Origin of the sequence: Metapseudomonas cellulosilytica, from assembly GCF_049334135.1 — a bacterium.
GTDB lineage: Bacteria > Pseudomonadota > Gammaproteobacteria > Pseudomonadales > Pseudomonadaceae > Metapseudomonas.
Map to the genome: position 1 here is coordinate 249,343 of NZ_JBHZGN010000006.1, position 18,024 is coordinate 267,366.

General features: G+C 65.8%; 24 protein-coding genes and 1 pseudogene. 11 read left to right on the forward strand and 14 right to left on the reverse strand.

The genetic code is table 11. From position 1 onward, the window contains the following. Positions 1 to 185: 185 nt before the first annotated feature. Positions 186 to 815, forward strand: coding sequence for a TetR/AcrR family transcriptional regulator (locus ACFW0H_RS10340; RefSeq protein ID WP_422913808.1), 630 nt, complete (start codon positions 186 to 188; stop codon positions 813 to 815). Between the two features lie 9 nt (positions 816 to 824). Here ACFW0H_RS10340 and ACFW0H_RS10345 read toward each other — a convergent pair whose 3' ends face one another. The 3 genes from ACFW0H_RS10345 to ACFW0H_RS10355 form a co-directional block, all read right to left on the reverse strand. Further along, entirely contained in the window at positions 825 to 1,580 is a 756-nt protein-coding gene (locus tag ACFW0H_RS10345; RefSeq protein ID WP_422913871.1) for a CPBP family intramembrane glutamic endopeptidase, read from the reverse strand. A gap of 52 nt (positions 1,581 to 1,632) precedes the next feature. Further along, a complete protein-coding gene (locus ACFW0H_RS10350; protein ID WP_082073127.1) occupies positions 1,633 to 1,800 on the reverse strand; it encodes a DUF2897 family protein in 168 nt (55 codons plus the stop codon). 86 nt (positions 1,801 to 1,886) lie between these two features. Beyond that, a complete protein-coding gene (locus ACFW0H_RS10355; RefSeq protein WP_422913809.1) occupies positions 1,887 to 2,357 on the reverse strand; it encodes a multidrug/biocide efflux PACE transporter in 471 nt (156 codons plus the stop codon). Between the two features lie 90 nt (positions 2,358 to 2,447). On the opposite strand from ACFW0H_RS10355, the gene ACFW0H_RS10360 reads away from it, so the two are divergent. From ACFW0H_RS10360 to pyrF, 3 genes are all read left to right on the forward strand, one after another. Beyond that, positions 2,448 to 3,323, forward strand: a complete 876-nt coding sequence (locus ACFW0H_RS10360; protein WP_422913810.1) for a LysR family transcriptional regulator — start codon at positions 2,448 to 2,450, stop codon at positions 3,321 to 3,323. 51 nt (positions 3,324 to 3,374) lie between these two features. Beyond that, entirely contained in the window at positions 3,375 to 4,118 is a 744-nt protein-coding gene (locus tag ACFW0H_RS10365) for a ZIP family metal transporter (RefSeq protein WP_422913811.1), read from the forward strand. A gap of 68 nt (positions 4,119 to 4,186) precedes the next feature. Further along, positions 4,187 to 4,885 (forward strand): orotidine-5'-phosphate decarboxylase, encoded by a 699-nt coding sequence (gene pyrF, locus ACFW0H_RS10370; protein WP_422913812.1) that lies wholly within the window; start codon positions 4,187 to 4,189, stop codon positions 4,883 to 4,885. A gap of 44 nt (positions 4,886 to 4,929) precedes the next feature. Here the strand turns inward: pyrF and ACFW0H_RS10375 are convergent. Continuing rightward, a pseudogene (locus ACFW0H_RS10375) lies at positions 4,930 to 5,058 on the reverse strand (NADP-dependent oxidoreductase); the annotation flags it as partial. A gap of 144 nt (positions 5,059 to 5,202) precedes the next feature. Here ACFW0H_RS10375 and ACFW0H_RS10380 point away from each other — a divergent pair. Then, positions 5,203 to 5,964 (forward strand): SDR family oxidoreductase, encoded by a 762-nt coding sequence (locus ACFW0H_RS10380; RefSeq protein WP_422913813.1) that lies wholly within the window; start codon positions 5,203 to 5,205, stop codon positions 5,962 to 5,964. A 157-nt stretch (positions 5,965 to 6,121) separates the two neighbouring features. Here ACFW0H_RS10380 and ACFW0H_RS10385 read toward each other — a convergent pair whose 3' ends face one another. Beyond that, on the reverse strand, positions 6,122 to 7,336 hold the full coding sequence (locus ACFW0H_RS10385; protein WP_422913814.1) for a benzoate/H(+) symporter BenE family transporter: 1,215 nt from the start codon (positions 7,334 to 7,336) through the stop codon (positions 6,122 to 6,124). Next, complete coding sequence (locus ACFW0H_RS10390; RefSeq protein WP_422913815.1) at positions 7,336 to 7,953, reverse strand: LysE family translocator; 618 nt, start codon at positions 7,951 to 7,953, stop codon at positions 7,336 to 7,338. Before ACFW0H_RS10390 ends, ACFW0H_RS10385 begins: the two co-directional genes overlap by 1 nt. Before the next feature lie 148 nt (positions 7,954 to 8,101). Between ACFW0H_RS10390 and ACFW0H_RS10395 the strand changes: the two genes are divergently transcribed. Next, positions 8,102 to 8,731 (forward strand): hypothetical protein, encoded by a 630-nt coding sequence (locus ACFW0H_RS10395; protein WP_422913816.1) that lies wholly within the window; start codon positions 8,102 to 8,104, stop codon positions 8,729 to 8,731. Here the strand turns inward: ACFW0H_RS10395 and ACFW0H_RS10400 are convergent. Further along, positions 8,728 to 9,183: a MarR family winged helix-turn-helix transcriptional regulator gene (locus tag ACFW0H_RS10400; RefSeq protein WP_422913817.1), complete on the reverse strand. Its 456-nt coding sequence runs from the start codon at positions 9,181 to 9,183 to the stop codon at positions 8,728 to 8,730. The genes ACFW0H_RS10395 and ACFW0H_RS10400 overlap by 4 nt on opposite strands. A gap of 82 nt (positions 9,184 to 9,265) precedes the next feature. Here ACFW0H_RS10400 and ACFW0H_RS10405 point away from each other — a divergent pair, with 82 nt between their 5' ends. The 4 genes from ACFW0H_RS10405 to ACFW0H_RS10420 all read left to right on the forward strand — a co-directional run bounded on the left by ACFW0H_RS10405 (position 9,266) and on the right by ACFW0H_RS10420 (position 12,167). Continuing rightward, complete coding sequence (locus ACFW0H_RS10405) at positions 9,266 to 10,432, forward strand: aminotransferase-like domain-containing protein (RefSeq protein WP_422913818.1); 1,167 nt, start codon at positions 9,266 to 9,268, stop codon at positions 10,430 to 10,432. 18 nt (positions 10,433 to 10,450) lie between these two features. Further along, positions 10,451 to 11,053 carry a glutathione S-transferase family protein gene (locus ACFW0H_RS10410; protein ID WP_422913819.1) on the forward strand — a complete coding sequence of 201 codons (603 nt, stop codon included), beginning with the start codon at positions 10,451 to 10,453 and terminating at the stop codon, positions 11,051 to 11,053. 210 nt (positions 11,054 to 11,263) lie between these two features. Next, complete coding sequence (locus ACFW0H_RS10415) at positions 11,264 to 11,725, forward strand: bacteriohemerythrin (protein WP_422913820.1); 462 nt, start codon at positions 11,264 to 11,266, stop codon at positions 11,723 to 11,725. Positions 11,726 to 11,819: 94 nt separating this feature from the next. After that, positions 11,820 to 12,167, forward strand: coding sequence for a GFA family protein (locus tag ACFW0H_RS10420; RefSeq protein ID WP_422913821.1), 348 nt, complete (start codon positions 11,820 to 11,822; stop codon positions 12,165 to 12,167). On the opposite strand, the gene ACFW0H_RS10425 is transcribed toward ACFW0H_RS10420, so the two are convergent. The 5 genes from ACFW0H_RS10425 to ACFW0H_RS10445 form a co-directional block, all read right to left on the reverse strand. Then, positions 12,164 to 12,391, reverse strand: a complete 228-nt coding sequence (locus ACFW0H_RS10425) for a hypothetical protein (protein ID WP_422913822.1) — start codon at positions 12,389 to 12,391, stop codon at positions 12,164 to 12,166. The two genes, ACFW0H_RS10420 and ACFW0H_RS10425, sit on opposite strands and share 4 nt — an antisense overlap. Before the next feature lie 171 nt (positions 12,392 to 12,562). After that, entirely contained in the window at positions 12,563 to 13,111 is a 549-nt protein-coding gene (folE, locus tag ACFW0H_RS10430; protein WP_422913823.1) for a GTP cyclohydrolase I FolE, read from the reverse strand. Between the two features lie 131 nt (positions 13,112 to 13,242). Continuing rightward, entirely contained in the window at positions 13,243 to 13,815 is a 573-nt protein-coding gene (locus ACFW0H_RS10435; protein WP_422913824.1) for a Smr/MutS family protein, read from the reverse strand. 50 nt (positions 13,816 to 13,865) lie between these two features. Further along, positions 13,866 to 14,186, reverse strand: coding sequence for a hypothetical protein (locus ACFW0H_RS10440; protein WP_422913825.1), 321 nt, complete (start codon positions 14,184 to 14,186; stop codon positions 13,866 to 13,868). Between the two features lie 94 nt (positions 14,187 to 14,280). After that, positions 14,281 to 14,877: a cysteine hydrolase family protein gene (locus tag ACFW0H_RS10445; RefSeq protein WP_422913826.1), complete on the reverse strand. Its 597-nt coding sequence runs from the start codon at positions 14,875 to 14,877 to the stop codon at positions 14,281 to 14,283. A 225-nt stretch (positions 14,878 to 15,102) separates the two neighbouring features. Here ACFW0H_RS10445 and prmB point away from each other — a divergent pair, with 225 nt between their 5' ends. Beyond that, positions 15,103 to 16,017 carry a 50S ribosomal protein L3 N(5)-glutamine methyltransferase gene (prmB, locus tag ACFW0H_RS10450; protein ID WP_422913827.1) on the forward strand — a complete coding sequence of 305 codons (915 nt, stop codon included), beginning with the start codon at positions 15,103 to 15,105 and terminating at the stop codon, positions 16,015 to 16,017. A gap of 10 nt (positions 16,018 to 16,027) precedes the next feature. Here prmB and ACFW0H_RS10455 read toward each other — a convergent pair whose 3' ends face one another. After that, the gene (locus tag ACFW0H_RS10455; RefSeq protein WP_422913828.1) at positions 16,028 to 16,807 is read right to left on the reverse strand and encodes a hypothetical protein; all 780 of its coding nucleotides are present in this window, start codon (positions 16,805 to 16,807) and stop codon (positions 16,028 to 16,030) included. Between the two features lie 106 nt (positions 16,808 to 16,913). Then, complete coding sequence (locus ACFW0H_RS10460; RefSeq protein ID WP_422913829.1) at positions 16,914 to 17,894, reverse strand: alpha/beta hydrolase; 981 nt, start codon at positions 17,892 to 17,894, stop codon at positions 16,914 to 16,916. Positions 17,895 to 18,024: the final 130 nt, after the last annotated feature.

An 18,024-nucleotide genomic window follows, 5' to 3' on the forward strand; every position in this document is an offset into this window, starting at 1 on the left:
TCCGCAGCATTGTTGGATGATGCGATCAACACTACCAAGCAAGCGCTTGGTTGAAAAGTGCCAGGCTTGTTCTTTTTTTCCCGAGCGCTTGCTTGGGCGAATTAGCCGGCATAAATTTCGTTAATCAAGACAGAGACTTGCGGACCATTCTTGAGTTGGAATGGCTGACCGCAGCGGGGAATGCAATGAGCCTTGACGACGAAAAAGCCCAGGCGGTGATGCGCGAGCTGGTGGACAGCGGCCAGATCACCGACCCCGAAAGCGCCCGCGGCAAGCTGCTGCAGACCGCCGCCCACCTGTTCCGCAGCAAGGGCTACGAACGCACCACGGTGCGCGACCTGGCCAGCGCCGTGGGTATCCAGTCCGGCAGCATCTTCCATCACTTCAAGAGCAAGGATGAGATCCTCCGTTCGGTGATGGAGGAGACCGTCCTCTACAACACCGCCCTGATGCGTGCAGCCCTGGCGGATGCCGGCGATCTGCGCGAGCGGGTGCTGGCGCTGATCCGCTGCGAGCTGCAGTCCATCATGGGCGGTACCGGCGAGGCCATGGCCGTGCTGGTGTATGAGTGGCGTTCGCTGTCGGAGGAGGGCCAGCTGCATATCCTCCAGCTGCGCGAAACCTACGAGCAGCCCTGGTTGGAGGTGCTCGCCGAGGCGAGGGCCGCAGGCTACTTCAGCGCCGACCCCTTCATCCTGCGCCGCTTCCTCACCGGTGCCCTGAGCTGGACCACCACCTGGTTCCGTCCGGAAGGGCCGATGACCCTCGACCAGTTGGCCGAACAGGCGCTTTCGCTGGTGATCAAGGACGCCTGAGGACGGTACTCAGGCCAGTCGCAGCGGATAGCTCAGCAGGAGCAGGTGGCAGAGATTCACCGCCAGGTGGAGGAATACCGCCACCGAGAGCCGGCCGCTGTAGTGAAAGGCCAGGCCGTAGCCCAGGCCGGCGACACCCGCCAATAGCGCGAAGAGCGGGCTGAAGGGCAGGTGGACGGCGCCGAAGATCGCCGCCGTGAGCGGGATGCCGTAGCGAGGACCGAGCCTTGCCACCAATGCCGGCTGCAGCAGGCCGCGAAACACCAGCTCCTCCGCCAGTACCGTGGCCAGCAGGTTGACCGCCAGCCATTCCCAGATCATCTCCGGCCATTTCGGCTGCCAGCCCACAAGACCCACGCCCAGGGCCAGCAGCGGTACCAGCAGCAGGGTCGCCAGGACCGCGAACCACGCCCGTTGCGGCGCCGACTCCGGTAGCGCAGGACGGCCCAGCCACCCGGCCAGCAGGGTCATGCCCACCAGCAGCTTGTCCCAGGACAGCCGCAGGGCGTAGGGCGGAGCATCGGGGCTGACGCGCTGGGGTTCGCCCAGGGGGAGCGGGCTGAAACCTGGCACCAGATGAGCGGCCAGGGCGACGGACGCGAGCAGCGTGACCGACAACCAGAGCCGCGGCGGCAGCTGGCGCTCGGCAAACACCCAGCCGGCATAGGCCACCCCCGCCAGCAAGGCTATTACCTCGACCCCGGCAAGACCCTGGCCGAGGGCGAGGACTACCAGGGGAAAGAGCAGCTGCAGGTGGAGCGGCAGGGCGCCTCCCTGTGGTGCTACCGCAGTCCGGACATCGGGGTGTGGCACGGGGTCAGCGGTCCTTGGCGTCCTTGGCATCCATTTCGGCATTGCGCTCGTGGATGCGCTTGAGTTGTTCCTCGGTCAGCGGCAGCTTCTTCGCCGTGTCGCGCAACAGCATCAGGCTACCGACTATGGAGCCGATGGCCAGGACCAGTATCAGCCAGGCATACCAGGGCATGATCATCTCCTGCGGAAAGGTGCATCACTCTATTCGATTGTGCGCGCCTTTCCACGTTCCCGAGAAGCCTTCTAATCGATAGCGTTTCAGCGGACGCCGCAGCTTGCCGCCTTGCTCGCCCGGCCCTCCAGCAGACGTGCACGGAGGGTGTCATAGGTCCAGTTGAAGGCCAGGGTGTAGGGCAGGAAGAACAGCAACAGGCCAATATCCAGCAGGAAGGCTTCCACCAGTCCGATCGACAACCACCAGGCCGCCAGCGGCACCAGTGCCACGATCAGCCCCAGTTCGAACAGCAGTGCGTGGCAGACGCGAACCCGCAGTGTGCGCTGGAAGCCCAGGCGGCGCTGGGCCCGGTCGAACAGGCTGTTGAAGAGCATGTTCCAGAGCATCGCCACGGTGGAGAACATCAGGGTCAGCGCGCCCATGTGCGCAAGCGACTTGCCCAGTACCAGGGAAAGCACCGGCGCGGTGAGCAGGACGGCCAGGCCCTCGAAAGCCAGGGCGTGGAACCCCCGTTCCTTGAGTGACTTGTTCAGGGCGGTGGTGGTCCGGGTCATGACGAGCTCCAGGTTCCGAGTGAATGCGTGGCCTGTATTCTCATCGGTCAATGGGATAGGGTTAAGTGAGCTACCATCGGGGAAACCGATATGAACTACTCGCCTGAATCCCTCGAGGCCTTTGCCCAGGCCGTCGCCCTCGGCTCCTTCAGTGCCGCCGCACGCAAGCTGGGCAAGAGCCAGTCCACCGTCAGCGAAGCCATCGCCCGCCTGGAGATCGACCTGGGCCTGGAACTCTTCGACCGCAGCAACCGCCAGCCACAGCTGACCGAGGCCGGCCGCGTCCTGCTGGGCCGCGTCGAGGAAATCCTCACTGCCTCCGACCGCTTGCAGCACGCGGCGGCGCAACTGGCCGGCGGGCTGGAGCCGCGGGTCAGCCTGGTGCTCTCGGACGCCTACCAGTCGGCGCAGTACGAAGCGCGCCTGGCGGAACTGGAGCAGCGCTATCCCGATCTCGAATTCGAATGCCTGATCGCCGAGCACCAGGACGTGATCGAGCTGGTCGCCCAAGGGCGCGCCACCCTCGGCCTGCTGGCCGCGCAGGGCAACTACCCGCCGGAGCTGGGGTCAGCGACCGTGGCCGAGCGTGCCGATTTCGGCCTGTTCGTGGCCCTTGAGCACCCCTTGGCGCAGCGTGCCGATGTGCGTGTGAGCGACCTGGCCGGCTGGCGCCTGCTGCGCCTGAATACCCTGGGCGATGCCCTGGCGGTGGACGATGGCCTGCCCTCCAGCGGTGGGCGCTGCTGGTCGGCGCCGAACTATTTGTTGCTGCTGGAGATGGCCGTCCACGGCTTTGGCTGGGCCGAGCTGCCGCGCTGGCTGGTCAGCGGCTACGCCAAGGGGCGCCTGAAGGAGTTGCCGGTCCCCGGCTGGCCACGCAGCCAGGCGGTGGATGTGGTCTGGTCGCGGCAGCGCCAACTGGGGCCGGCGGCGAGCTGGTTGCTGGAGCGCCTGCTGGACCGATAGGCTGGCGGCGGGAGTTGCGCCAGACCGGGCGTATCTATCAAGGAGGACGCCATGCAGATACCCGTCACCATCCAGGCCGGCCTGTGGGGCTGGCTCGCCGCCAGCAGCCTGCTGATCGGCGCCGCCATCGGTTTCCTGGTCAGGCTGCCGCAGAAGGCAGTGGCTTCGATCATGGCGTACGGCAGCGGTGTGCTGGTGGCCGCCCTGTGCTTCGAGCAGATTCCCGAGGCCGAACGCATCGGCGGCCTCTGGCCGACCCTGGCCGGACTCCTCGCCGGTGGCATCCTCTTCGTCCTGGCCAGCCAGTTCATCGAGCGACTGGAGCACCATCACCGCGGCAAGAGCAGCAACGGCGGCAGCGCCATGGTCGCCTTGCTGATCGCCGTCGGCGCCTTCCTCGACGGCATCCCCGAATCCCTCGGGCTGGGGCTGGGCCTGCTGGACGGCGGCGAGGTGAGCCTGGTGATGCTGGTGGCCATCTTCCTCGCCAACCTGCCCGAAGGCCTTGCCAGCGCCGCTGGATTACGCGGGGAAAAGCGTGGCGGCGCTCTGGTATTCGGCCTGTGGGGCGTCATCGCGCTGCTCTCAGGGTTGGCGGCCATGGCCGGGCCGGGGCTGTTCGCCGATTTGTCGCCGCGCTGGCTGGCCTTCGCCCTGGGCTTCTCGGCGGGGGCGGTGCTCTGCATGCTGGTGGATACCCTGATCCCCGAAGCCTTCGAGAGCACCCATGCCTGGACCGGGTTGATCACCCTGGCCGGTTTCATGACGGCCTTCGCCCTCGACCACCTTGTATGAGGGAAGGCAGCGGCGCGCGAGGGCTTGCGCTACAATGCGCGCCGTTTCCGATTCGTAAGAGATTCCCCATGTCCGCCTGTCAGACGCCGATCATTGTCGCCCTCGACTTCCCCACCCGCGAAGCCGCCCTGCGGCTGGCCGACCAGCTGGACCCCAAGCTGTGCCGGGTCAAGGTGGGCAAGGAGCTGTTCACCAGCTGCGCCGCCGAAATCGTCTCGACCCTGCGTGACCGTGGCTTCGAGGTCTTCCTCGACCTGAAATTCCACGACATCCCCAACACCACCGCCATGGCGGTGAAGGCCGCTGCCGAGATGGGCGTGTGGATGGTCAACGTGCACTGCTCCGGTGGTCTGCGCATGATGGCGGCCTGCCGTGAAACCCTGGACAAGTTCAACGGACCCAAGCCGCTGCTGATCGGTGTCACCGTGCTGACCAGCATGGAGCGCGAGGACCTGGCCGGCATCGGCCTGGACATCGAGCCCAGGGAGCAGGTGCTGCGCCTGGCGGGCCTGGCCGACAAGGCCGGCATGGACGGCCTGGTCTGCTCCGCGCAGGAAGCCACCGACCTCAAGTCCGCCTACCCGCGCCTGCAACTGGTGACTCCGGGTATCCGCCCGGCCGGCAGCGCCCAGGACGACCAGCGCCGCATCCTCACCCCGCGCCAGGCCCTGGATGCCGGCTCCGACTATCTGGTGATCGGCCGTCCGATCAGCCAGGCCGCCGATCCGGCCAAGGCCCTGGCCGCGGTGGTGGCCGAACTGGCCTGACGCCCCCCGGTGCGCTGCCTCGCCGGTAGCGCACCTTCGCCGCATCAGCGCACTTTCAGCACCAGTTTCCCGACGCTCTCCCCGCTGAACAGCTTGCCCAGGGTTTTCGGGAAGCTGTCCAGTCCCGTCACCACGTCTTCCTTGCTCTTCAACTCGCCGCTGTCCCGCCAGCCGGTGATGTCCCTGAATGATCCCGTCGAGCTTGTTTCATCAACGTACTGGATGGCGTATCCACCAGAGCCCTGATGATGCTGACGGCCGGGGGCGGCGACTGACTAGACTGCGCCGCAGTTTCCACTCCCATCGAGGATGCACAGATGAGCATGAAGTTCTCCGGCCAGGTCGCCCTGGTGACCGGTGCAGGCAACGGAATCGGTCGCGCCACCGCCCTGGCATTCGCCGCCGAGGGCCTCAAGGTGGTGGTATCGGATGTGGATGTCGCCGGGGGCGAAGGCACGGTCGAGCAGATCCGCGCCGCTGGTGGCGAAGCCTGCTTCATCCGCTGCGACGTGACCCGCGACGCCGAGGTCAAGGCACTGATGGACGGTACTCTGGCCGCCTATGGCCGCCTGGACTACGCCTTCAACAACGCCGGCATCGAGATCGAGAAGGGCAAGCTGGCCGAGGGCAGCGAGGCGGAGTTCGACGCCATCATGGGCGTCAACGTGAAGGGCGTCTGGCTGTGCATGAAGCACCAGATTCCGTTGCTGCTGGCCCAGGGTGGCGGCGCCATCGTCAACACCGCCTCGGTGGCGGGCCTGGGTGCCGCACCGAAGATGAGCATCTACGCCGCGTCCAAGCATGCGGTGATCGGCCTGACCAAGTCGGCGGCCGTCGAATATGCGAAGAAGAAGGTGCGGGTGAACGCCGTGTGCCCGGCGGTGATCGACACCGACATGTTCCGCCGGGCCTACGAGGCCGACCCGAAGAAGGCCGAGTTCGTCGCCACCATGCATCCGGTGGGGCGCATCGGCAAGGTGGAGGAAATCGCCGCGGCGGTGCTCTATCTCTGTAGCGATGCGGCGGGCTTCACCACCGGCCATGCCCTGGCAGTGGATGGTGGCGCGACGGCGATCTGATCCCTACAAGCCCGTAGGGTGGAAAGCGCTTTTCTTTCCACCAGCGAGGCATTGCAAGACACCGATGGTGGAAATCCCTAAGAGGATTTCCACCCTACGCGGCGATTGACATGGAATCGGCCGCAAAATGAAAAGAGGCGCCTTCTGGCGCCTTTCTTCATTTGTCCCTGCCGGTGTCCGTGTTGAGGATCACCAGGGTCAGCACCCCGGCGATCAGGCCCCAGAAGGCCGAACCGATGGACAGCAGGGTCATGCCCGAGGCGGTGACCATGAAGGTGATCAGTGCCGCTTCGCGTTCCCTGGGCTCCTGCATGGCGGCGGTCAGGCCATTGCTGATGGAACCGAACAGCGCCAGGGCGGCGATGGACAGCACCAGCTCCTTGGGCAGGGCGGCGAAGAGCGCCGCCAGGGTGGCGCCGAAGGTGCCGGCGATGCCGTAGAAGATCCCGCACCAGACGGCGGCCGTGTAGCGTTTGCGGCGATCTTCATGGGCATGCGGGCCGGTGCAGATGGCCGCGCTGATGGCGGCCAGGTTGATGCCGTGGGAGCCGAATGGGGCCAGCAGCAGGGAGGCGATCCCGGTGACCGAGACCAGCGGCGAGGCCGGCACCTGGTAGCCGTCGGCGCGCAGCACGGCGATGCCGGGGATGTTCTGCGAGGCCATGGCCACCACGAAGAGCGGAATGCCGATGCTGATGACTGCCGTGACGGAAAACTCCGGCGTGGTCCAGACCGGCTCGGCCAGGGCGAACTCGAAGCCACTGAAGTCCAGCAGGCCCAGCGTCGCCGCTGCGACGCAGCCCACCAGCAGCGCCACCAGCACGGCGTAGCGCGGCTGCAGGCGCTTGAACAGCAGGTAACTGAAGAACATCGCCAGCACCAGGGTGGGGCGGTGCTGGGCGGCGATGAAGATCTCGCTGCCGATCTTGAACAGGATGCCGGCCAGCAGGGCCGCCGCCAGGGAGGCGGGCAGGCGGCGCATCAGCCGCTCGAAACCGCCGGTCAGCCCCACCAGGGCGAGCAGGGCGGCGCAGACGATGAAGGCGCCGATGGCCTCGCCGTAGCTCACTCCCGGCAGGCTGGTGATCAGCAGGGCTGCGCCTGGGGTGGACCAGGCGACCACGATGGGCGTGCGGTAGTGCAGTGACAGGCCGATGGTGGTCAGGGCCATGCCGATGGACAGCGCCCAGATCCAGGAAGAGATCTGCGCATTGTCGAGGCCCGCGGCCTGGCCGGCCTGGAACATCAGCACCAGGGAACTGGTGTAGCCGGTGAGCATGGCGATGAAACCCGCCACCACGGCGGATGGCGAAGAGTCCGCCAGCGGGCGCAGGCGCGCCCCGCTGACCGGGGTGTCCGAACTAGGGGGCATCAGATCTTTCCGTTGACGTCGACCAGGATGGGATAGAGCGAGGCCACCAGCAGCAGGGCCATGCCGATGTTGAACAGGCGCAGTATGCGCGGTTCGGACAGCCAGCGGCGCAGCAGGCTGCCGGCCACGGTCCAGAGGCCGACGCTGGGGCAGTTGATCAGGGCGAAGAGCGCCGCGATCAGCACCACATTGACCACGAAGTTCTCCTGCGGGGTGTAGGTGGTAATGGCGCCGATGGCCATCACCCACGCCTTGGGGTTCACCCACTGGAAGGCGGCGGCCTGGAGAAAGGTGAAAGGCTTGGCACGCTTTTCGGCGCTGTCCGCATCCGGCGCCCCGGAACCGGCGATCTTCCAGGCCAGGTAGAGCAGGTAGGCGGCGCCGCCGTAGCGCAGCAGGGTATAGAGCGCCGGCACCTGTTCGAACACCTGGCTGAGGCCAAGGCCCACGGCCACCACCAGCACCATGAAGCCCAGGCTGATGCCGAGCATGTGCGGCAGGCTGCGGCGCACGCCGAAGTTCACCCCGGAGGCGAGCAGCATCATGTTGTTGGGGCCGGGCGTCACCGAGGTGACGAAGGCGAAGAGGACGAAGGCGAAGATCAGTTCCAGGCTCATGGCGGTCACCTTGTGGTTGTGCCCGCAGACTAAGGCCAGGTGCTTGGCAACGTCCCGATACAGCAATGCGCGGGTTGAGCGATACAGTCGGTTGGCACCCGGGGGTTCAGCGGCTACTGTGATGCTTTTGCAGTCTGGAGTGACAGCCATGGACGAGAATCCCTACGCCGCTCCCAGGGTCGACCTGGTTGAGGACCGGGGGCCGCGGCAATTGCGCGGCTGGACGCCCGGCAACCTCAGGTTGCTGGCCTGGCTGAGCCTGGTCAGCGCGGTGGGAACCCTGATTCTCACCGGGCTTGCGGTGGCTGCCGGCGCCACCGAGGATCTGCTGATGACCCGCCTGACCGACTGGTTGGGCGTGGCCCTGACCTTGCTGGGCTGCTATTTGCTGATCCGCCTCAAACTGTTCGCCGAAGCGCGTTTTTCCGGGGAGGGGCTGGCGGCGCCGGTCTGGGCGGTGATCATGGTCAGCCTGGCAATCGAGGGTCTGGATCTCCTCCTGGGCGACGCCAGCACCCAGCCAGGCTGGCCGATGCTGTTCTACTTCGGCGTGGTTGCCGTGCTCGGCGCCCTGACCGCCTGGCTCGGCGTGAGGCTGCTCAAGGTGCAGAACGTCTATCCGGCGTTCCGGGTCATGGCCTGGCTGGATGTGGTGGGCGGTATCATGATGGCGACCATCGTCCTGATGATGCTGGGCCTGCTGCCGTTGATCGCGGCCAATGTGGCCATGGTGCTGGTGTTCTTCCGCGCCGCGCGGGAGTTGCAAGCGGCTTCCTAGCCTTCGGCGACATCACTCTGCCGTACCGTGCACAGCGCCTGGTTGACCGCCAGCCAGCCGCGCACCGCTTCTTCCCCGGCTTCGCCGAAGGCGCGTTGCAGCAGGCGCGCCTGCTCCCGGCGCAGGGCCTGCTCCAGCTTAGCCCCTTCGGCGGTGAACCCCAGCAGGCGCTTGCGCTTGTCATCGATCGCCGCTGCGCTATCCACCAGTTTCATCTCGATCAGCTGCCGCAAGGGGGTGTTCAGCGCCTGCTTGGTCACCCCCAGGTAGCCGAGCAGCTCCTTGACGCTGAGTCCCGGATACTTGGCGATGAAGAACAGGATGCGGTGATGCACCCGCGACAGGCCACGGCGGGCGAGGATTTCGTCCGGCTTGCCAGTGAAGGCCTGGTAGCCGAAGAAGAAGGCTTCCATGGCGGCCTGCTGAATGGCGGGATTTTTCAGGTCAAGCATATTGACGTTTCTGTCGCGGTCGTCGTAGTTTCGGTCAAGCAGTTTGACTCAATTTTCTCGCTTCCGCACCCGGTGACAATCCATGGCCTTCTCCGAACGCATCGCCCGCCTGAAAAGCTCCCTGATCCGCGAAATCCTTGCTGCCGCCCAGCGTCCGGAAGTGATGTCCTTCGCCGGAGGCCTGCCGGCCGAGCCGATGCTGCCCAAGGTGGAGTGGGCCGAGATGCCGGCGAGCATGGGCCAGTACGGCATGAGCGAGGGCGAGCCGGCACTGCGCGAGGCCATCGCCGCCGAGGCGCGTGCCCTCGGCGTGCCCTGCGAGGCGAGCCAGGTACTGATCGTCAGCGGTTCCCAGCAAACCCTGGACCTGGCCTCCAAGCTGTTCATCGATCCGGGCACCGAGGTGCTGCTGGAGGCGCCCACCTACCTGGCGGCCCTGCAGGCCTTCCAGCTGTTCGGCGCCGATTGCATCGCCGTGCCCCAGGAAGCCGACGGCCCGGAAATCGCCGCCCTGCGCCAGCGTCTGGAGCAGCACAAGCCGGCCTTCGCCTACCTGATCCCGACTTTCCAGAATCCGTCCGGCACCCGCTACAGCGAGGCCAAGCGCGACGCGGTCGCCGCGCTGCTGGACGAGTTCGGCGTGACCCTGATCGAAGACGAACCCTACCGTGAGCTGGTATTCGACGAAGGCAGCGCCACCCCCATCGTCAGCCGCCTGAAGAAGACCAGCTGGATTTATACCGGCACCGTATCCAAGACCCTGCTGCCTGGCCTGCGGGTGGGCTTCCTGATCGCCACCCCGGATCTTTTCCCGCACCTGCTGCGCCTGAAGCAGTCGGCCGACCTGCACACCAACCGCATCGGCCAGTGGCAGGCGCTGCAATGGTTCGGTACCGAGCAGTACCGCGATCACCTGGCCGAGCTGCGCGACTTCTACCGCATCCGCCGTGACAACATGCAATCGGCACTGGAAGAGCACTTCGGCGAGCTGGCCACCTGGGAAATCCCCCAGGGCGGGCTGTTCTTCTGGCTGACCCTGAAGCAGCCGCTGGACACCCGCACCCTGCTCAAGCCGGCGCTGGAGCAGAACGTCGCCTTCATGCCGGGCGAGCCGTTCTTCATCGACCCGGACAAGCATCCGGGCCACCTGCGCCTGAACTTCAGCCACGTAGCACCCGAGCGCCTGGGCGAAGGCCTGAAGCGGCTCGCGGGCGTCATCCGTCAGGCCCAGGCAGCGGAAGCTGCCTGACCACAGAGGAGGGAAGCGATGTACAAGGTTTACGGCGATTACAAGTCCGGCAACTGCTACAAGGTCAAGCTGATCCTCAACCTGCTTGGCCTGCCGTATCAGTGGGTACCGGTAGACATCCTCAAGGGCGAGACCCAGAGCCCCGAGTTCCTGGAGAAGAATCCCAACGGCAAGATTCCGGTGCTGGAGCTGGAAGACGGCACCACCCTCTGGGAATCCAACGCCATCCTGAACTTCCTCGCCGAAGGCAGCGACCTGCTGCCCGCTGAGCCGCGCCTGCGCACCCAGGTGCTGCAGTGGCAGTTCTTCGAGCAGTACAGCCATGAACCCTATGTGGCGGTGGCGCGTTTCATCCAGCTCTACCAGGGCATGCCGGAAGATCGCTTCGAGGAGTACAAGGTCTGCCAGGTGCGCGGGCACAAGGCGTTGAAAGTGATGGAGAAGCAGCTGCAGCGCACGCCGTACCTGGTGGGCGACCAGTTCTCCATCGCCGATATCGCCCTCTATGCCTACACCCATGTAGCCCATGAGGGCGGTTTCGACCTGTCCGGCTACCCGGCCATCCTCGCCTGGCTGGACCGCGTGGCCAGCCATCCGCGGCATGTGGGCATGCTGGACTGAGCGTCCTCCGTTCAACGAGAAAGCCGGCGCAAGCCGGCTTTTTCGTTTGAGGGCGGGCGCGTCGGGTGGATAACGGCTGATCCGGCGATTTAGTCGCTGTTTGTCCTCATCCTATTGATTGATATCAAGATTTCTCCTGCTTTCAGCCTCTAGCCTATTGGCGTTTTCGTATTTCCAAACAATGCCAGGGCTGCGCGGCGAGGAGGGCAGGTGGTGTTTCTCGAGTGGGAAAGTGATCTGGACACCGGTATCGATGTCATCGATGGCCAGCACAAGCGTATCGTCGAGATGATCAATGCGTTGCACGCCGCCCAGGTGGAGCAGGACAAGGCTGCCGTGGCGCGGGTGATCGAGGAAGTGGTCGACTATACCCTGTCGCACTTCGCCTTCGAGGAAGCCCTGTTGGAAGACGCCGGCTACCGGTTCAGCCGAGCGCACAAGAAGGTCCATGAGCTGTTCATCCGGCGGGTCAACGTGCTGCGCACGCGTCACGAGGCCGCCGAAGACGTGGCCGACGAGCTCAAGGGCCTGCTCGGGCGCTGGTTGTTCAATCACATCCGCAACGACGATGCCAACTACGTCGAGGCGGTGAAGGCCAACATGCAGCAGTTGACCCAGGACCACAGCAACAGCGGCTGGCTGTCACGCTCGATGAAACGCTTCTTCGGCTGAACGGGGGAGGCGCGCTCTGCCATGGCGGACCGCCCGCGCCTGTACTAAGTTGGGCGTTCCAGCCTGGCAACAGGCGTCCAACGGAGTGCCGGCCATGAAGTACCGAGGCAGTTGCCATTGCGGGAAGATCGCTTTCGAGGTGGAGGGCACCCTGGAGCAGGTCATGGAATGCAACTGCTCGTTGTGCAGCCGGCGCGGCTACCTGCTCTGGTTCGTCCCCCGTGAGCAACTCAGGCTCTCCACCCCGGAGTCCGACCTTTCCACCTACCGCTTCAACCGCATGCATATCGCCCACCACTTTTGTGCCACCTGTGGCTGCGCGCCTTTCGGCGAGGCTGCGGACGCCAAGGGCAAGGCCATGGCCGCGGTGAACGTGCGTTGCCTGGAAGATGTGCCCGTGGACGGGCTCAAGGTCGTGAAGGTGGACGGCAAGAGCTTCTAGTCGGTGAAGTTCAGGCAACTCACCAGACCGCTGTCGAACAGCCCACCGAGGGCTTCGGCTGCGCTGCCGGAGTCACCCGCGCCGGTGATGACCCAGGCGCCGGGTTCGAGGGCGTCCAGTTGGCCGCCGAGGCTCGCGGCCAGGTCGCACAGGCGGGGCAGAAGTCGGTCGGCGGATTGCCGGGCGGCGCGGATCAGGAATTTGCGGGTCACCTGATTCGACATGGTCCATCTCCTGGAAAGGGCGGAAGGGGCAGGTTCAGGTTGCGCGCGGGGCGCGCGAATCCCTATAGCCAATCGCAGGAGAATTTCGGGGCCAATGGTTCCCGGCGACCCTTTTGTCTTGCGCCAACGAAAAAGCCGGCTTGCGCCGGCTTTCTCATGGGGTAGCGAAACTCAGTTGTTGATCAGGCTGAGAAATTCGCTGCGGGTGGCGGCGTTCTCGCGGAACTCGCCGAGCATCACCGAGGTGACCATGGTGGAGTTCTGCTTCTCCACACCGCGCATCATCATGCACATGTGCTGGGCTTCGATGACCACGGCCACGCCCAGGGCACCGGTGACCTGCTGTACGGCTTCGGCGATCTGGCGGCTGAGGTTTTCCTGGATCTGCAGGCGGCGGGCGTACATGTCAACGATGCGCGCAACCTTGGACAGGCCCAGTACCTTGCCGTTGGGGATGTAGGCCACGTGCGCCTTGCCGATGAACGGCAGCAGGTGGTGTTCACAGAGCGAATACAGCTCGATGTTCTTCACCAGCACCATTTCACTGTTGTCGGAGCTGAACAGGGCGCCGTTGGTGACCTCTTCCAGCGTCTGTTCATAGCCGCGGCAGAGATACTGCATCGCCTTGGCGGCGCGCTTCGGGGTATCGAGCAGGCCTTCACGGGAGACATCCTCGCCGAGCTGGCCGAGGATGGCGGTGTAATGCTGTTCCAGGGACATGGAGATTCCTGTGGGGATTTACGCAATTGCGCAGGGTAGGGCGCCAAGGGGGCTGCTGGCAAGGGCGCCATGCGCCAGCACCGGTCATTTTCGGGCTCGGGCAGACGGCTGGCCCGCCGGCAGCCTTCCGGTCACTCGTCGCGGCCTTCCAGCATGGTCCGCCGCAGCATCACGTAGACCGCGCCGGTGCCGCCGTGCTTCGGCAGGCAGGAGGTGAAGCCCAGCACCTGGGGATGCTGGCGCAGCCAGGTGTTGACGTGGCTCTTGATCAGCGGACGCTTGCCGTCCAGGCGCGCCGCCTTGCCATGGGTCACGCGAATGCAGCGCACCTCGAAGCGGGTGGCTTCGGCGATGAAGTCCCAGAGGGTCTCACGCGCCTTTTCCACGGTCATGCCGTGCAGGTCGAGGCTGCCTTCGAAGCCGATCTGACCCTGCTTGAGCTTGCGCATCTGACCTTCCTGGACGCCATCGCGGGCCCAGAACAGCTCATCCTCCGCGCCGACGTCGATGACGAACTGGTCGGACAGGCCGTCCACCTTGACGCTGGCGACGCTCAGGGTGGCGTTCTGCCGCCGGCTGGCGAGCTGTTTCCGGTCGGTGCGTACCTTGCCGGTGTCGGCGTGATCGGTTTGGATGCGCTTTACGCCGCGCATTTCCATGGCGAACAGGGAGCTTTCGTCGTCTTTCTGGGCGTCGTCTTGCATACAGGCCTCCGCGAAGGGCGGCTAGTTTACCCAAATGCCCGGCTCGAGGCTCAGTCGCGTTTCTTCATCAGATGGGGTGACAGGCTGAGGTCGCTGCGGCGTCGGGACCGCCGTCGGCAGAGGCGCCAGGCAATTACACCGACCCAGAGGAAGAGCAGGCCGAAGAGCAGCAGCACGATGGCCGCACCGGTGCTGTCGTTGAGTGGGCCAAGGGCAGGGGGGCGTCCCAGCAGGGTGGCGGTACCGGCCATCGCCAGCATTACGCCGAATCCGGCGAACAGCGCCGCCAGTGCTGCCGCGAAACGCCAGCGCCAGCTGCCCGGGCGCCGTGGGCGCAGGCGGCGGGCATCGAAACCATCGGATAACTTCATCCGGACGTCCTCTTGCATGATCGGGGTATGACCGGCGCCAGCTGGCGGTGGTTCCGGTCATTGCCCCGGCGGATGTCGCGGGATGTAACGGCGCTTAGATCAGCGCCTTGGCCTGCGGCACCACGCTGGCGAAGTTGTCGGCGAGGGCGATCACCTCGACACGGTGCATCTCTTCCGCGCTGATGACGCCGCCATCGACGGTCGGCAGGTCACGGGTCGCACAGGCGGCGCTCACCAGCGTGCAGCGATAACCATAGTCCTTGGCGGCGCGGACTGTGGTGCTGACGCTGGAATGGGTCATGAAGCCGCAGACGATCAGGTCCAGATGGCCGATGGCCTGCAGGCGGTCGTGCAGATCGGTTCCGGCGAAGGCGTTGGGCAGGCGCTTCTCGACCACGATCTCGCCCGCCAGGGGGGCGACTTCGGGAAGGTGCTCGCCGCGCTCGCCACGGGGGTCGAAGATACCGCCGGGCACGCCGAGGTGCTTCACGTGGACAATGGCGCTACCCATGGCGCGGGCGGCGGCGAGGAGGCTGGCGATCTCGTCGAGGGCCGCATCGAGGCCGGGTAGGGCAAGGACGCCGCTGCGATACTCTTCCTGGGCGTCGATGACGACCAGGGTGGCATTGTTCAGATTGGCTGGCGGATAACCGCGGCCACTGAGCTGGAACATGGATTTTGGGGCGGACATGCGGACCTCCGAGTACGACATGGCCACTATTGTCCGCCGAGCGGACGAATAAGTGAACCATGGACCAAGGTCCAGTTGCCCGGTCGCAAGCAGGGCATTCAGTCGCCATGGGGCCTGCAGGGCGGTTCGAGTGGTCGCTCCAGGTATCCGTTCGTCGGCTGTCGCGAGCTGCCGCGAGGCGGGAGGGGTGCTAGACTTGGCGGCCCGTTTGTTGAGGTAGCTGTCGTGTCCGAGTCCCGCCTGCGAACCCTGCGTGATCACATCCGCTGGGCTGTCAGCCGTTTCCATGCTGAAAACCTGTTCTTCGGTCACGGCACCGACAATGCCTGGGACGAAGCGCGTCAGCTGGTGCTGGGCGCGCTGCATCTGCCCTATGAGGTCGCCGACAGCTACCTGGACTGCCGGCTGGAAGAAGACGAGTGCGCCGAACTGCGCGAGTTGCTCCGCCGGCGCATCGAGGAACGCGTGCCGGTGGCCTACCTGCTGGGTGAGGCCTGGTTCTGCGGCATGCCCTACGTGGTCGACGAGCGGGTCCTGGTGCCCCGCTCGCCGATCTCCGAGCTGATCCAGCAGCGCTTTGCCCCGTGGCTGCCCCAGGAGCCGGCGCGCATCCTCGACCTCTGCACCGGCTCGGGCTGCATTGGCATCGCCTGCGCCCATACCTTCCCGGAAGCTGAAGTGGTACTGGGCGACCTGTCCTTCGACGCCCTGGAAGTGGCCAACCTGAACATCGAGCGCCATGGCCTGGAAGAGCGGGTCTACACGGTGCAGGGCGACGGTTTCGACGGGCTGCCGGGGCAGCGTTTCGACCTGATCGTTTCCAACCCGCCCTACGTGGATGCCGAGGACTTCGCCGACATGCCGGCCGAGTATCACCACGAACCCGAACTGGGCCTGGCCTGCGGCGCCGATGGCCTGGACCTGGTACGGCGGATGTTGGCCGAAGCGGCTGATCACCTGACCGAAATGGGCCTGCTGATAGTCGAAGTGGGCAACAGCCAGGTGCACGTCGAAGCCCTCTACCCGGAGGTGGACTTCCTCTGGCTGGACTTCAAGCACGGTGGCCATGGCGTGTTCATGCTCAGTGCCAGACAATGCCGCGAGCACCAGGCACTGTTCCGCGCGCGGCTGAACGGCTGACCCCCAGGGGTCAGCGAGTGGCGATCCAGATCAGCAGGCCTGCCTGGAACACGGCGAAGGCCACCAGGCAGGCGATGGTGAAGCGCAGGCCGCTGTCTTCGCGCTTGTAAACGGCGATCCGCTCCTCCAGCTTGCGGATCGCCACCTCCTGCCGCTGCAGGTTCTGGTCGGCCTGTTCCAGCATCGCCGCGGCCTCCTGCAGGTCCACCACCTGCACCTTCTCGCGGTGCCAGTCACCGTGCAGTTCGCTGACCCGGCCGGCGCCATAGCTGGCCTTGAGCTGCAGGTTGTCCAGGTAGTTGACCTCGAAGCCCTGGGCCCTGAGCACGTGGTCGCGGCGCAGGCGTACCTCGTTGTCCAGTGCGTCCCTGGCCGGCAGCGCGCCGCCTTCGATCCGATAGTGTGCCCAGCGTTGCCTGGCCCAGGCGATGCCCTGGCCCAGCAGGAAGCGCCCCAGGCCGCGGTTCTGCGGCTCCAGCTGCAAGCCGCTATCCGGGCCGAAGCGGACTTCCTTGTTGCGATGATCGGCCCAGACTTCCAGCAGGTTCTGCTCCTTGCGGACCTTCTGCCCGGGCAGCTGGATCACCAGCCGCAGCAGGCTCTGGTCCTTGCCGTGGCGCTCCACCCGGCCCAGTTCGACGAAACGCAGCGGCCGCGCGCCGGTATGGCGGTCGATGGGCAGCGGCGCGAGGCGCAGCAACTCGAAGCGCTCCGCAGCCAGTTCCGCCCAGGGGTGGGGCTGAGGGGTGGCTTCTTCGGAAGCGTGCTGTTCGGCTGTGCTTTGGGTCATCGGGAAATACCTTGTAGGGGCCTGCGCCGACGAATGTAGAACGTTCGTGCCGGTTTTGCTGAGCACTCTTTCCGTACTTTGTGAGGTTTCTGGCAGAGCTGAGGTGTTATCGGCCGCTTTCCGCATTCCTGGAGGCGGGAAGCCCCTGGATGAAGGCCAGGATGTGCTCGCCCAGTGCTCGCGCCAGGGGCAGCTGCGGGTTCCTGTAGGACGCCAGCTGTTGCTCCATGTCCAGCGGCACGATACGCAGCATGTGGTTCATGCCTTCGATGATGGCCAGTTCAGCGTCGGGCCTGGCGGCCTTGAGCTGCTCGGCATCGCTCACGCTGACCTGGATGTCGTGGCTGCCCTGGAGGATCAGCGCCGGTATCCGCAAGCGGCCGAAGGCCTGCGCCGGGTCCTGGCGGAACAGGGAAATCAGGTAGGGCTGCACGCTTGGCCGGAACAGCACCTCCAGCGCCTGTGGCACTTCGGCCACCTGCTGGCCCGCCCGCAGGCTGGTCAGCAGGGCATCGCTCTGGGCCAGCAGGGGCGGCGGCAGGCGGTCCTGCAACTGGTCGCGCAGCAGCTGGTCGATGGGGCGTGCGCTGCCGGCGATGCTCACCAGGGCGTCGGCTCCGGCCGCATCCGCGGCCAGGCTGGCGATCAGCGCGCCTTCGCTGTGGCCGATGAGGATCAGGCGGGAGAAGCGCGGGTCCTGCTTCAGGCGCTGGCCCCAGGCCGCCGCATCGCGGGCGTAGAGCTCGATGCTGAGTTGGCGCTCGTCGGTGCCGGCGTCCCGGCTGGCGGCAATGCCGCGCTTGTCATAGCGCAGGCTGGCGATGCCGTTGCGCGCAAGCAATTGCGCAAGCTTCTTCAGGCTGTCGTTGCGACCCGCCATGGGATTGTTGCCGTCGCGGTCGGTGGGGCCGGAGCCGGCGATGATCAGAGCCACCGGCACCGCACGCTCGGTCTTCGGCCGCAGCAGGGTGCCGTACAGCACACCGTTGCCGGTATCCAGCTCGATGGGGCGTTGCAGCACGCTTTGGGGCTCGGCCTGGGCCAGGCCGGCGAGGAAAGGGAGGATCAGCAGGAGGAATCGCAGCATGGGTCGGGGTGGTGTCCTGGATGGCGGGTTGGACGTGGCCGACGGCACAAGGTTCGAGGGGTGAACTGGCCGGACGCCGCGGGTATACTGCTCGACCTTCGATCGAGGCCCATTTCTGCGGAGCACTGTG